The organism is Mucilaginibacter sp. (assembly GCF_039925265.1).
GTDB lineage: Bacteria > Bacteroidota > Bacteroidia > Sphingobacteriales > Sphingobacteriaceae > Mucilaginibacter.
The window spans coordinates 135,172-149,227 of sequence record NZ_JBDSZG010000016.1 but is presented as its reverse complement, the minus strand read 5'-3'; the positions used below and the strand labels follow the sequence as shown (position 1 = coordinate 149,227).

Sequence of the window (14,056 nt, the reverse complement as noted above, 5' to 3'; positions counted from 1 at the left end):
CTTTTTTATTTTATGGCGAAACCAAAACCAAATACGATTAAACCTATGCTCCCCAAAAAAGACGAGCGCCCCGTAGATGTTTATTTTAACCGGCTTAACGCAAGTCACCGAAACCCAACCAACCGCCTGCTGCACTTTATATGTGTACCGCTGATGCTGTTCGGCGCGCTGGGTATTGCCTGGGCTATACCATTTCCGCACCTGGCTTTTTTAGGTACTTATAACGAGATGTTCAACTGGGCATCGTTCCTGATAGCCTTTTGCGTTTACTACACGCTTAAACTTTCGCCAATACTATCGTATACCATGTTGCTGGTATTATTTGCGTTAAGCTACGGCGTATCTCAGCTTGCAGTATGGGAACAGGCCGGCGGCATTCCATTGATTTGGATGGGAACCTTGTTCCTGGCCCTTGCCTGGCTTGGCCAGTACATAGGCGGTAAAAAAGAAGGCAATGAAGCATCATTTAAGGATGATACCCAATTGGTGCTTATCACACCGATATGGGTGCTGTATAGCTTGTTTAAAAGGTTTGGGTGGAAGTATTAGGGACGACCTTTTCCCGCCACTTCCTCCCACAGCGTCATTGCGAGGTACGAAGCAATCTCCCGATAGAAAGATAGCCAACGTTCCTGAATAATTATTATTTTGCCATATGGTTTTTCAAAGAGGCGACTGCGTGTACATTCTCGCAAATAAGTACAATTCCGTGTTGTATACAGGCGTTTCTTCGGAGTTACTCAGCCGCATCTGGGATCACAAAAACAAAACTTATCCTACCAGCTTCACTTCCAAGCACAATTGCCACAAACTCGTTTATTACTACTTTTATTCACACATCGAAGAAGCGATTGCAGCAGAAAAAACAATTAAAGGTGGCAACAGGGAATACAAAAGAAAACTGGTCAACGCTATGAATCCGGAATGGAAAGACTTATATGATGGCTTGCTGGCAGAATAGTTTGCCAATACCTATCGGCTACTTTTCTATCGGGAGATTGCTTCATTCCTCACAGCAATGACGTGCGGTAAGTTGGACGGACGGGTGTGCTTTACTGTATTGAAATCCCGAACCTGTCTATTGGGAGATTGCTTCGTACCGTACAGCGATGACGCGCGGGGAGTTGCAATTGCTTCGTGTCCGCAATGACGCGTGAAAAATGCGGACGGTTGAACGGACGGACAGTACATACGCCCCCTTGCAATTCAAAATCCCTAAATCGTAAAAATCGGTTAAATCCCGGTTACAGATTCTTCCCCAATTTCTCCAAAATATCCTGCGGCACTTTTTCCAGATCTAATACGAGGAACCCATCCAAACAATCAGAAAATTTAGGGTCGATGTTGAAGCTGATGATCTTCGCGTTGAGTTGGATGTACTGGCGAAGCAGTACAGGCACCTTCATGTGATGAGTTTCCACTTCCGAGATCAGGTTATCCAGGCCTTTAAAGCTGTCGCCGCCGCTCATCAGCAGGTCGGTATCAATGTTCTCAAAGTTTACCTTGAATTTTTTGCGGGGTTTTACATACTGCGCCAGTTCATGGTCGAAATGGTTGCGGTTGATGTAATCCACAATAAGCGATTTGGAGAATTGTGAGAAGGAGTTACTAATGCTCACCGGGCCAATAAGGTAGCGATAGCGCGGGTTATCCATCAGGTATTTCAGGATGCCTTTCCAAAGCAAAAACAGGGGCAGAGGCTTTAACTGGTACTCCTTACGGATCCACGAACGGCCCAGTTCCAGGCTCTTCTTCAATATCGGTGTAAACTGTTCCCTTAACTTAAACAGCTCATTGATATAAAAACCCTTTTTGCCAACGCTATAAAAGATCTCATCGCCCAAACCAATACGGTAAGCGCCAACGATCATCTTGGCTTCCATATCCCATATGAACAGGTGATGGTAGTAAATATCGTACTCGTCCAGGTCGGTAGCCTTATTGGTACCCTCGCCAACCTCGCGGAAAGTAACTTCGCGCAGCCGGCCAATCTCGCGGATAGTGCATGGGATCTCGGAAGTAGGGGCGATGAACACCTCGTAGTTCTTCTCGGTCCATACCTTGTAATGCTCGCGGAGGGGGGCTATCTCGGCTTCGAGTTTATCGGCCAGGGTCTCAGGCACAATAGCCTCCGGCAGTTTTTTTATCTTGAAGAGGTTTCGGGGGTTAAAAATTTTTTTCTCCTCCTCCAACCCTGCACCAAGCGCGTAGGTTTTGGCCCGCAGGTAATTAAGCACCTTGGCGCTGTTATTACTATCGGGGATATCGGCAACTTTAATAGGCTTGCCAATGCGTAGTTTAATGGTATGCCCCTGCTTGTTAAATAATTCCGAAGGGAGTTTTGCGGTACGCAGTGCTGGGTGAATAAGGCTAAGTAGGTTAAACAGCAGTCCGTTATTGCCGTGGAAGTAAATAGGCACCACTGGCACTTTAGCTTTGGCGATGATCTTACCCACTACAGGGTGCCAAAGGCGGTCGGTAACCTCTTTTTTCTCCATCTTAAAGGTAGATACCTCCCCGGCCGGAAAGATACCTATAGGCGTTCCTTTGGCCAGTAATTCCAGCGTGTTTTTTAAACCACTGATGCTGCTGGAATGCTCCACATTCTCAAAAGGATTAACGGCTACAAAGTAGTCGGCAAGGTTTGGGATCTTTTTCAGCAGGAAGTTAGCCATCAGCTTGGCATCGGGCCGGGCCATGCAAAGGATCTTCAGCAATACCATGCCCTCGATACCGCCGTAGGGGTGGTTGGCAATGGCTATAAAAGCGCCGTCTTTTGGGATGTGGCGTAATTCGCGTTCGTCAAATTCTATTTCGATGCCACAGCCTTTTAATATAGCGTCTACAAACTCAGGTCCTTGTTTGGGCTGGGCCTGGGCAAACAGGTCGTTTACCTGGTTAATTTTCATCAGTTCCATCAGCAGGGAGGCCAAGCCGGGCATTTTTAGTTTGTCCAGTTTAGTTGCTTTGGCAAATTCCTCGGTGGTTATAACTTTCATCCTTTTTAAACGGATTAAATGATTGTAAAATTATTACTTTAACGGCTGTAAAGCATTGTTATGAAAGCGCAGTTAAAAAATTACCTATCCCTTACAAAAAAAGAATGGAACGGTATGCTTGTGCTGGTTATTTTGATAATTGCAGTTTTGGCTGTGCCCTACGTTTATCAATGGTATCGCAAAGATAATACAATTAATGCTAAAGAATTTGATGCCGCGCTGGCGCAGCTCAATAAAGCCAACCCGGGCGGCACACAAGCTTATACCAGCCCGGCAACGCAGAAGCCGCTAAGCCGTACGCTTTTTAAATTCAATCCCAACAGCCTGCCGGCAGATAAGTGGAAAATGCTGGGACTAAGCGATAAGCAAATTGCCGTCCTGAAAAACTACGAGGCAAAAGGAGGAAGATTTTACAAGTCGGCCGATCTGAAGAAAATATATGGCATCACCGAGGCGGATTATAAAGCGCTGGAGCCATACATTGAGATCCCCGGAATGGAGGTTAAGAATTTGGTTATTGAGCTTAATTCGGCCGATTCTGCAAAACTAACTAAGCTGGATGGCATCGGCCCCGCATTTGCAAAACGCGTTATATATTACCGCGAGCGCCTGGGTGGCTTTATAAATAAGGAACAGTTGAAAGAGGTGTATGGGCTGGATGAATTGAAGTACGCCGAGATAAAAAGCCAGCTAAAAGTTGATGCCTCGAAGATCAGGAAGATAGACATCAATAATATAACTTTCGACAAACTACGATTAATGCCCTACCTCGATTACAAACAGGTGAACGCCATCATCGAATATCGTAACCAGCATGGTGATTACAGTTCTCTTGCCGATTTGCAGCACATTGCTATTATAGATGAAGGAATTTTGCGTAAAATTGAACCATATTTAAGCTATAAATGATACAGCAAAACATTAAGGCGGCCATCCGCGATATCCCTGACTTCCCTAAACCCGGGATTATTTTTAAGGATATTACCCCCATTTTGAAAGACCCGGGTTTGTGCGATAGCATTGTTGATGCCTTTGTAGCCGGCCTGAAAGATACCAAGATAGATGCCATTGCAGGTGTGGAGAGCCGTGGATTTTTATTCGGGTTAACGCTGGCAACCAGGCTTGGCGTACCCTTTATACCCGTGCGCAAAGCAGGTAAACTGCCCCATACCGTTAAGCAAAAAGTATACGAACTGGAATACGGTACAGCCACCATAGAACTGCACATAGATGCCTTTAAACCCGGCGACCGCATCCTTATTCACGACGACCTTTTAGCCACCGGCGGCACAGTAACCGCAGCCAGCGAACTGATCCAGGATATGGGCGGCGTAGTGGCCGGTTTTACCTTTGTAGTGGGCCTCGGCTTTTTAAACGGACTGGAAAAGATAAGCCCCATTAGTGATAATATTATGGTGCTGGCCAATTATTGATATTTTTTCGGTAAAATCCATCTATATTTAATCTTATATTTTCAAGTTATTTAGACGCTAAAAACCCTCTAATTTTAATAATTAGAGGGTTTTTAGGTTATAAAAAAAAAGTAAAAATTAATATCGGTGCGCCATCCCGTAAATGTATTATAATTTCATCCAATAAATGCTGCCGCTGGTTTGCCTGCGATACATTTAAAACGGCAGTAAACCCTGCCGAATCCAATTATAATAAACTATTTCCCGAAAAGAATGAAGATCGCGAATCGCTATGTTGCCCTTGCCGTTATTTCTGCCGCCTGTATACAGGTCGGCTCTGCCCAAACCCATTTAAAAAGAGTGGGAAAGGTTACCGGGGCAACTGTAAATAACCAGGAAGTTGATATTAAAACCGAGAATGCTTTTATAAAAGTTGCCGTGTATAGCCCTAACGTTATCCGGGTGCGTATGGATAAACAACAACTGGGCGAAGATTTCTCTTATGCTGTTGTTGCCAAGCCGCAAACCACCAAAGTAACCGTTACCCAAAACGATAATGAGATCAACCTCGCAACCGATTCGCTTAAAGTAAACATCAGGAAAAACCCTTACGCCATCACCTTTACCACGTTAGCAGGCGAAGTGATCAACCAGGATGAGGCCGGCCTGAGCACCTCGTGGGTGAGCGAAAACGTTACCACCTACAAACACATGCAGGATGGCGAGCACTTCATCGGCCTTGGCGAAAAAACCGGTCCGCTGGATCGTCGCGGCAACGCATACACCAACTGGAACAGCGATGTATTCGCTTATTCTGCAGGGCAGGATCCTTTATATTCTACCATTCCGTTCTATATAGGCGTGCACCACAATGTGCAGTACGGCATATTTATGGATAACACCTGGCAGTCTGATTTTAACTTTGGCGCCAGCAATAACCGCTTCTCTTCCTTTGCCGCAAAAGGCGGAGAGATGAACTATTATTTTATGTATAGTTCGCACCTGGCGGATGTTATTGCCTCGTACACCTGGCTTACCGGCCGCATAAAAATGCCACCGCTGTGGAGCCTTGGTTACCAGCAAAACCGTTACAGCTATTACCCGGATACCGAAGTGTACCGTGTAGCCAACACCCTGCGCGAGAAAAAAATTCCCGCCGATGGTATTACGCTGGATATCCACTATATGGATAAATACAAAGTGTTTACCTGGGATAAAAGCCGTTTCCCGGATCCACAGGGTCTTACCAGGAAGCTAAAGGATATGGGTTTTAAAGTAACCCTTATTGTTGACCCGGGTGTTAAGGAAGAAAAAGGCTACGGCGTTTACGACCGCGGTGTTGCGGCAGACATCTTTGCAAAATACCCGGACAGTACCAACTATACCGGGCAGGTATGGCCGGGCTGGTGCAACTTCCCCGATTTTACAAATCCTAAAGGGCGCGAATTTTGGGCAAAGGAGCTAAAGGCTTATGCAGCAGATGGTGTAAGCGGGATCTGGAACGATATGAACGAGTTTAGTACCTGGGGCCAAAAAGCGCCGGATAATATCTTCTTCAACTACGAAGGCAAAGGCGCATCGCACCTGCAAATTCATAACGTATACGGGCTGGAGATGATCCGTAGCAGTTACGAAGGTTACCGCGCGGCACTGGGTGGCAACAAACGCCCGTTTGTGTTAACCCGCTCTGGCTACGCAGGTTTACAGCGCTTTGCCGCGATGTGGACAGGCGATAACCGCGCCGAAGATAGCCACATGATGGCGGGTGTCCGTTTGATGAACAGCCTTGGGCTAAGTGGTGTACCTTACACAGGTATGGATGTTGGCGGTTTTACAGGTGGTGCATCACCCGCTTTGTATGCACGTTGGATGCAGATAGGCGCGTTTAACCCGTATATGCGTAACCATACGCAGATCAACACCAAATCATCAGAGCCATGGGCCTATGGTGAGGAAGTGCTGGAGATCACCCGTAATTACATCAACCTGCGTTATAAATTATTGCCATACCTGTATTCGTCCTTCTACGAAGCAAAAGAGAATGGCAAACCTGTAATGCGTTCATTGGCTATTGATTATACGCACGATGAGAATGTGTATAGTGGTACTTACGAAAACCAGTACATGTTTGGCCAGGCATTTTTAGTGCTGCCATTTGACAGCCAGACGGCTATTGGCAGGGTATACTTCCCGGCGGGTAAATGGTACGATATGTATACCGGCGCGGTGCAACAGGGTAACACAAAACTTAGTATTGAATTGGTTATGAGCAAACTGCCGGTGTATGTAAAAGAAAGCAGCATTATCCCAATGCAGTCGCTGATACAAACCACAGCTGAAAAACCGACTGACACCTTAACCATACACGTTTACAGAGGCGATATCAACAACAAATTTGTTTATTACGAGGATGACGGCGAAAGCTACGATTACGAAAAGGGTGATTTTTACAAACGGACGATTACTTACGATGCCGGTAAAAAAGCGATCACTTTTGGCAAGGCGGAGGGTTCTTCAAAATCTAAGTTCAACAACATAAAAGTTATTTTGCACGGTTTTAATGCCACAGCAATTAAGCTAAACGGCAAGCAATTTAAAGCTGCCGACGATTTTAGCGCGCTGATGGTGCCTATCTCACGTTTCGACCCAACCGGCCTGTCGAACCCGGTTGAAGGAGAGAACGTAAAGAGCTTGACGGTTAAAAATAGTGATGGCCAGTTTGCTATTACTTACTAAGAAATATACTGATCTTATAAAAACCCAGCCTGCAGCTTAAAAAGCTGCGGGCTTTTTGTGTTTACCGTACCCAAAACATTTATAGTTAATTGTAAAATTCCTAACTCTAAACAACGGGGTGTTAAGGACTCGCTAATAAAAATTAAAATTAGCCACCATTATAGCAAAAAAGCCAGAATGGCTTTGAACTTGTTTAGGGTTTAATTTTTAGTTATTAACTTTAATCCGCTGTTGAAACCAATTTATGAGGCTATTTCTACTGTTCTTCTTCATGTTGTTTTGCGTAGGTTCTGCTTTTTCGGCGGATAAAGACAGCTTGCTTACCCAGTTAAAAGCAGAAATTTCAAAAAAAGACGCATACGATAGCGCCAAGCAGGATCGTATAAAAAATCTTAACAGCCTTCATCAAAAAACATCCAGAACCGACTATTCAACCCAATATGATATTTGCCTTAAACTGTATGATGAGTATAAGTCGTACCAATACGATTCGGCTTACGTATACGTAAATAAGCTTAAAAACCTCAGCGTCAGTATGAATGATATGTCGCGGGCGTATTACAGCCAAATAAAGCTCGGGTTTATATTGCTGTCCTCCGGCATGTTTAAAGAGACCTTTGATTGCATGAGAAGGGTGAACCCCCAATTGCTTACCGACAGCATGAAGGTGGAGTATTACTTTATTATGTATCGCTGCAACAGCGACCTGGCAAAATACAACAGCGACAAATACTTTTCGCCCGATTACCTTACCGCAAGTAACTCCTATATCGATTCGGCCATTAAACTCAGTAAAATAGGTTCGGTAGATCGCATCTATTACTCGGGGCTTAGGCACGTGGGCGCTAACGATAATTACAATGGCTCGCAGGAATTAAGCAAATTAGTAAAGCCCGGTGTGCCCATCTCTATGCACCTGCGTGCTATGATCAGTTGCTCGCTGGGGCAGATCTATATAAATTCTGATAGGAAGGACGAGGGGATAAGCCTGTTAATTCAATCGGCAATTGCCGATATTAAGTCCTCTACCAAAGAAACTGTGGCACTTTTTACCCTGGCAGAGCAGCTTTACAAAACCGGTAATATAAAAGATGCCTACAGTTTTGTACAACTGGCCAAGGCCGATGCCGATTTTTACGGCGCGCGCCAGCGAAAAATACAAATAGGCGCCATTTTGCCGCTTGTAGCTGCTGAAGAACTTAACCACTCAGAAAGCGAAAAGAACAGGATCCTGGTGTTTCTGCTGGCGATAACCGCCCTGGCATCGCTGGTAATATTATTTTTAATAATGATATACAAGCAGTTAGGCAAGCTTAAGCATAAGGAACGCATTATTGAAGATAAGAACGTGCTGCTAAAGCAGGTGAACTACAAGCTGATAGAGGACGCACATATTAAGGAAGAATACATTGGGCAGTTCTTTAAAATCATCTCGGGGTATATATTAAAGCTCGAAAAGCTGAAAATGTCGGTAGATACCAAACTGTCTATCAAAAAGTACGATGATATTAGATTGATAATCAATAATATAAATATAAAGAAAGAGCGGGAGGTACTGTATCACAGCTTCGATCATATCTTTTTAAAGATCTTCCCAAATTTCATATCGGTATTTAATTCACAATTTGAAGAGAAGGACCAGATATGGCCGCAAGAACATGAAGTGCTGAATACCGATCTCCGGATATTTGCACTGATACGGATGGGTATAAACGATAACGAAACTATCGCCAAAATACTGGAATACTCGGTAAATACCATTTACGTGTACAAAATGCGTATAAAGGCAAAGTCAAAAAATCCCGAGCAATTTGAACACCGTATTATGGATATAAAGGCTGTTGATTCGGTTGAATAGTAAGAGGTAGTTTTATTGCCACCGCTGGCACTTTAAAAACTATTTAATGTACTATTTTAACATAAATAACCTTAAAAGCTGTAAAAAACACTTATATTTTTCGCTTGTTTTTAACACTTAATTAGTTGAAAGTCAATTGTATAATAAAAAATTAGTCTATATTTTTTTATTAATACCCCAAATGAGTAGGGATTGAGGTTCAGGACACACATCTTTGTATAGATGAATAATGTTTTAATAAGCTAATTGCTTAAATATTTATTTATCGCAGGCCCATTTTTAGCCAATAAGCCAGTATAACCATTTAGTATTAAATTTTTTTGAGTACCGTGCGGTAAGCACAATTTGTTTTAAAGCGGAGCTGCCGATATTTTTAACGGTGCGTTTTTAATTTAACGGGAACCATGTACAAGAACTTTTATATAACCAATTTTAATTAAACCACAAACTATGCAATTTAAACACTTACTCACATTATGTTTTTTTGCTTTAACCTGCTTCTTTTTTGAGCCTGCGTTTGCTCAAAATAAGGTGATAACAGGTAAAGTAACCGACAAAAAGGACGGGTCGTCTCTCATAGGCGTAACCGTAGGCGCCGGTGGCGGTATCGGTACCCAAACAAATGTCGACGGTACTTTCAGGTTGTCTGTACCGGCAAACACTACTTCTTTGGTATTCAACTACATTGGCTACAAATCAACAACTGTAAGCCTGGATGGTAAAACATTCGTGGCAGTAACCCTCGAGTCTACCAATACGGCATTAAACGAGGTTGTTGTAATTGGTTACGGTAGTACACGTGTTAAGGATGCGACCGGTTCGGTAGCATCATTAAGCCCTAAAGATTTCAACAAAGGTGTTATTGCAACGCCAGAGCAGTTATTACAAGGCCGTATAGCAGGTGTGCAGGTAACCCCGGCAAGCGGCGAACCCGGTGCCGGTGCTACCATTAACATCCGTGGTGCAAGCTCAATCCGTTCTGGTTCAAGCCCGCTATATGTAGTGGATGGTGTGCCTTTGGATAATGGCGGTACTGCAGGTGGTTATGATAGCGGTGCAGGTAGCGCATCTGCCCGTAACCCATTGGCATTTATCAACCCTGCCGATATCGAAAATATCTCGGTATTAAAAGACGCATCTGCTTCAGCAATCTACGGTTCCCGTGGTGCTAACGGTGTAATCTTAATTACTACACGTAAGGGCCGTAAAGGCGCCGGCGTCCAGTTTGGTGCAAGCACAAGTGTATCAAAAGCGGCTAAAACTTACGACCTGCTTGGCCGCGAAGATTTCTTGAAAGGCGTTGCAAGCGTGGGTGCTGACCCAGCCGCTGTTGATTACGGAGGTAATACCGATTGGCAAAAAGAAATTTTGAGAACAGCTGTATCTCAAAACTACAATTTAGCTTTTGGTGGTGCCAGCAATACAGGTAACTACCGTGCATCTGCAGGTTACGACAGGCAGGAAGGTATTGTTAAGAATACAGACCTTCGTCGTTTTAACGCACGTATCAATGCTTCTCAATCGTTTTTTGGCGAGAGGGTTAAATTTGACCTTACTTCGTTATTCTCAAACGTAAAAGACAGGTTTGCGCCTATCACTAATAACGCCGGTTTTAATGGTAGCTTAATAGGTGCTGCATTGCAAACTAACCCAACTATACCAGTATACGATAATAAAGGCCGTTATTACAACTTAAATGGTTACGATGCTAACGGTTTTCCAAATGGCAACAGTTTCCGTAACCCGGTTTCGTTATTGAACCAGATTGACGACACAGATAACATTAACCGTTACCTGAACAACTTAAGTCTTACTTTGAGGTTGATTGAAGGATTATCTTACAAAGGCAACATTGGTATTGACAGAGCTGATGGTTTGAGGCAAACTTATTACGATCCTACTATTGTTGGTTTCACTGACCAAACCGGTATAAGGGATTTTAACGTCCCATCTGCAACAGGCAATGGCCGTGGTATTTTACAACATAATGAATTAAGGAGTACCACTACGGAGCATACCTTAAATTACGACAAGAAGTTTGCTAACAACAGCACAATTACCGCATTGGTTGGCTACTCTTACTCTTCTTACAAAAGCTTCAACCGCAATGATTTTGCATGGGGTACTGCCAACAAAAAAGAATTCGTTAAAGATTATTACGATTACGATGGCTTTACCCACCGTTTAGCTTATCCTGTGGGTGATAGTAGCAGCTACAAACTGCAATCATATTTTGCACGTGTTAACTACTCTTACAAAGATCGTTACATCTTAACCGGTACTGTACGTAGGGATGGTTCTTCTCGTTTTGGTGCCAACAACCAGTACGCTACCTTCCCTGCTGTTGCAGCTAAATGGCGTATCAGCAGCGAAAGCTGGGCTCCAAAAGGCGTATTTGATGATTTGAGCTTACGTTTAAACTACGGCCAAACAGGTAACCAGGATTACCCGTCTTATGCTTCTTTAAGGTTAAAACAACTTAACTACTACGGTACTTCAAGTTCTCCGCTAAATGCAGCTAACCCAGATCTGAAATGGGAAACACAAACTGCTTATGGCGCAGGTTTAGATTTCACCATACTTAGTGGCCGTTTAAGCGGTACTTTGGATTATTTTAATAAATCACAAAAAGACCTGCTGTTCTTACAGGATCTGGCGCAGCCGGCTGCCGATACAAGGTACTGGGTTAACTTGCCTGGTAACGTAAGAAATACAGGTGTTGAGCTTGGTTTAAACTTTGCTGCTGTGAAATCATCAAGCGCAAAAGGCTTTACCTGGGATATCAATTACAACATGACTTTTGTTAAAAACCGTGTCGAGAATTTTGGTAACCGTAACGTAATCACCGGTAACATTGATGGCCAGGGTTTATCTGGTGCTTACTCACAGTTTATTGGAAACGGCTACCCACTGTACACCTTCAACGTATCTCAGTATAACGGCTTAGATAAAGATGGTTTTGGTATCTATCCTGATGGTATTGATGCTGCAACACCGCACGGCAGCCCGCTTCCAACCTTCCTTGCAGGTATAAGCAATAGCTTTACTTACGGAAACTGGAACGCGAGTTTCTTCGTAAACGGAGCATCTGGTTTTTATATCTATAATAACACTGCCAACGCGTTCTTCTACAAAGGCAACCTTGTAAGCGGGCGTAACGTAACTCAGGATATAGCTGTAACAAATGAAAATGCGCTTAACTCTGGTGAGGTATCAAGCCGTTTTGTTGAGAAAGGTGATTTCATCAGGTTATCAAATGCTGTTATAGGTTATACATTCCCGGTAAAAGGAAGCGTGTTTAAAACACTGCGTGTATCGGTAACCGGCCAAAACCTTGTACTGATCACCGGTTACAGTGGCCTTGACCCAGAAATTAACACAAACAAAGAAAGAAACGGAGTGCCTTCAAGAGGTATTGATTATACATCATACCCAAGCGCACGTACATTCACATTCGGTTTAAACGCAAGTTTCTAAAAAAAATATGAGCATGAAAAATATAACATTCAAGGCAACAATTTGTGGCATGGCATTTTTAGCTGCCACAGGTTGTGCAAAATTAGATGAGAAGGTCTACGGCTCAAGATCCGTAGACGCAGGGGGTGTGGCCAGCGCGGCGGATTTGAACGGCGTTTATTCACAACTGAACGGGCAAACAGATCAGGCTAATACGTATGCTCTACAAGAGCACCCAACAGATGAAATGATGGGCCCAACCCGTGGTACTGACTGGGGAGATTTTGGTGCATGGCGTAAATTACACACGCACACCTGGACTGCATCACACGGCCAGATAAACGATACCTGGGATCAGTTGAATATTGGTGTGTTCCGTGCAACACAGGTTATTACAAGGGCAACTACAGATCAAATTAAAGCAGAAGCAAGTTTCTTACGTGCTTACTTTATGTTCCAGGTGGTAGATTTGTACGGCCAGCAACCATTCCGCGATCCGGATGCGCCAAACTCTTCTATCCCAACCGTAATGACCCGTACAGAGGCTACAAATTTCATGATCAAAGATCTTGAGTTCGCAGAATCTAAATTGGGTACCGCGCCAAACATTGGTGTTGCCAGCAAAGCTGCCGCACAGGCATTGTTAGCCAAGATCTACCTAAACAAAGCGGTGTATACTTCTGCTACGGTGGGTGGGCCATTCACATTTGCTAAGGCAGATATGGATAAAGTTATTGAATACGCAAACAAAATAACCACTGCTGGTTACACATTAGAGCCTGCAGGTAAATACTTCCAGGATTTTGCATGGGATAACTCAGAACAATCTCACGGTAACATTTTTGGTATTTACAACATCCCGTCAAGGGTGCCGGGATCATCAAAAAACCGTTGGAAAATGGGCTTGCACTACAATCAAACTCCGGATGGCTGGAACGGCTTTACTACCCTTGCCGATTTCTATAAATCATTCGAAGCATCTGATGAGCGCCGTGGCGTTGCTTACCCTGGCTTAACTGATAAAGTTGGTTTAAGAGCAGGTTTTGCAGTTGGCCAGCAATACGGTCCGGGCGGCGTTGCCCTAAAACAACGTGGTGGTCAACCATTGGTATTTACAGAGACGGTTAACCTTAACTTTTCTACAGAAGCACAAGGTATCAGGGTGTTTAAATACTTCCCACATCCAAATACAGATGGAACCGTGCCCGATAACAGCGAGGATAATGATTATGTAATGTTACGTTATGGCGATGTGTTGTTAGAAAAAGCAGAAGCAATTATGCGTGGCGGTACCGATCCACTTGGTCAAACTGCATTGAGCATTGTTAATGCTGTTCGTAGCCCTCGTGGTGCAAGTACTTTAAGTTCTGTTGATGCCAAAGTAATGTTAGCAGAACGCGGCCGCGAGTTATATTACGAAGGCTGGAGAAGGAATGACCTGATCCGTTTTGAGAAATTTAACGATCCGGTTGATCAGCGCCCTGCTGCCACTGATAAAACTAAAACACTTTACCCAATCCCTCAGCGTGCGGTTGATACCAACCCTAACTTGAAACAGAACCCGGGTTATTAATTAAAATAGATTTTTGGTTTAT

9 protein-coding genes are annotated in these 14,056 nt (G+C 43.8%); 8 read left to right on the top strand and 1 reads right to left on the bottom strand.

Annotation, left to right across the window (positions count from 1 at the left end; all coding sequences use genetic code 11):
- The first annotated feature begins 45 nt into the window (after window positions 1-45).
- Together ABIX36_RS08565 and ABIX36_RS08560 are read left to right on the top strand one after the other, a co-directional pair.
- Complete coding sequence (locus tag ABIX36_RS08565; RefSeq protein WP_348081750.1) at window positions 46-549, top strand: Mpo1-like protein; 504 nt, start codon at window positions 46-48, stop codon at window positions 547-549.
- Window positions 550-655: 106 nt separating this feature from the next.
- Complete coding sequence (locus ABIX36_RS08560; RefSeq protein ID WP_348081749.1) at window positions 656-961, top strand: GIY-YIG nuclease family protein; 306 nt, start codon at window positions 656-658, stop codon at window positions 959-961.
- A 283-nt stretch (window positions 962-1,244) separates the two neighbouring features.
- Here the strand turns inward: ABIX36_RS08560 and ABIX36_RS08555 are convergent, their stop codons facing one another.
- Window positions 1,245-2,999 (bottom strand): lysophospholipid acyltransferase family protein, encoded by a 1,755-nt coding sequence (locus tag ABIX36_RS08555; RefSeq protein ID WP_348081748.1) that lies wholly within the window; start codon window positions 2,997-2,999, stop codon window positions 1,245-1,247.
- 60 nt (window positions 3,000-3,059) lie between these two features.
- On the opposite strand from ABIX36_RS08555, the gene ABIX36_RS08550 reads away from it, so the two are divergent.
- The 6 genes from ABIX36_RS08550 to ABIX36_RS08525 all read left to right on the top strand — a co-directional run bounded on the left by ABIX36_RS08550 (window position 3,060) and on the right by ABIX36_RS08525 (window position 14,034).
- Window positions 3,060-3,908, top strand: a complete 849-nt coding sequence (locus tag ABIX36_RS08550) for a helix-hairpin-helix domain-containing protein (RefSeq protein WP_348081747.1) — start codon at window positions 3,060-3,062, stop codon at window positions 3,906-3,908.
- On the top strand, window positions 3,905-4,432 hold the full coding sequence (locus ABIX36_RS08545) for an adenine phosphoribosyltransferase (protein WP_348081746.1): 528 nt from the start codon (window positions 3,905-3,907) through the stop codon (window positions 4,430-4,432). Before ABIX36_RS08550 ends, ABIX36_RS08545 begins: the two co-directional genes overlap by 4 nt.
- Window positions 4,433-4,684: 252 nt before the next feature.
- A complete protein-coding gene (locus ABIX36_RS08540; protein ID WP_348081745.1) occupies window positions 4,685-7,147 on the top strand; it encodes a glycoside hydrolase family 31 protein in 2,463 nt (820 codons plus the stop codon).
- A gap of 244 nt (window positions 7,148-7,391) precedes the next feature.
- Window positions 7,392-9,005 (top strand): DUF6377 domain-containing protein, encoded by a 1,614-nt coding sequence (locus ABIX36_RS08535; protein WP_348081744.1) that lies wholly within the window; start codon window positions 7,392-7,394, stop codon window positions 9,003-9,005.
- 450 nt (window positions 9,006-9,455) lie between these two features.
- Window positions 9,456-12,482 carry a SusC/RagA family TonB-linked outer membrane protein gene (locus ABIX36_RS08530; protein ID WP_348081743.1) on the top strand — a complete coding sequence of 1,009 codons (3,027 nt, stop codon included), beginning with the start codon at window positions 9,456-9,458 and terminating at the stop codon, window positions 12,480-12,482.
- A 13-nt stretch (window positions 12,483-12,495) separates the two neighbouring features.
- The gene (locus ABIX36_RS08525) at window positions 12,496-14,034 is read left to right on the top strand and encodes a RagB/SusD family nutrient uptake outer membrane protein (protein ID WP_348081742.1); all 1,539 of its coding nucleotides are present in this window, start codon (window positions 12,496-12,498) and stop codon (window positions 14,032-14,034) included.
- Window positions 14,035-14,056: the final 22 nt, after the last annotated feature.

Coding starts and splice junctions, on each gene's coding strand:
- ABIX36_RS08565 (WP_348081750.1), top strand. CDS start 46: ATGCTCCCCAAAAAAGACGAGCGCCCCGTAGATGTTTATTTTAACCGG.
- ABIX36_RS08560 (WP_348081749.1), top strand. CDS start 656: ATGGTTTTTCAAAGAGGCGACTGCGTGTACATTCTCGCAAATAAGTAC.
- ABIX36_RS08555 (WP_348081748.1), bottom strand. CDS start 2,999: ATGAAAGTTATAACCACCGAGGAATTTGCCAAAGCAACTAAACTGGAC.
- ABIX36_RS08550 (WP_348081747.1), top strand. CDS start 3,060: ATGAAAGCGCAGTTAAAAAATTACCTATCCCTTACAAAAAAAGAATGG.
- ABIX36_RS08545 (WP_348081746.1), top strand. CDS start 3,905: ATGATACAGCAAAACATTAAGGCGGCCATCCGCGATATCCCTGACTTC.
- ABIX36_RS08540 (WP_348081745.1), top strand. CDS start 4,685: ATGAAGATCGCGAATCGCTATGTTGCCCTTGCCGTTATTTCTGCCGCC.
- ABIX36_RS08535 (WP_348081744.1), top strand. CDS start 7,392: ATGAGGCTATTTCTACTGTTCTTCTTCATGTTGTTTTGCGTAGGTTCT.
- ABIX36_RS08530 (WP_348081743.1), top strand. CDS start 9,456: ATGCAATTTAAACACTTACTCACATTATGTTTTTTTGCTTTAACCTGC.
- ABIX36_RS08525 (WP_348081742.1), top strand. CDS start 12,496: ATGAAAAATATAACATTCAAGGCAACAATTTGTGGCATGGCATTTTTA.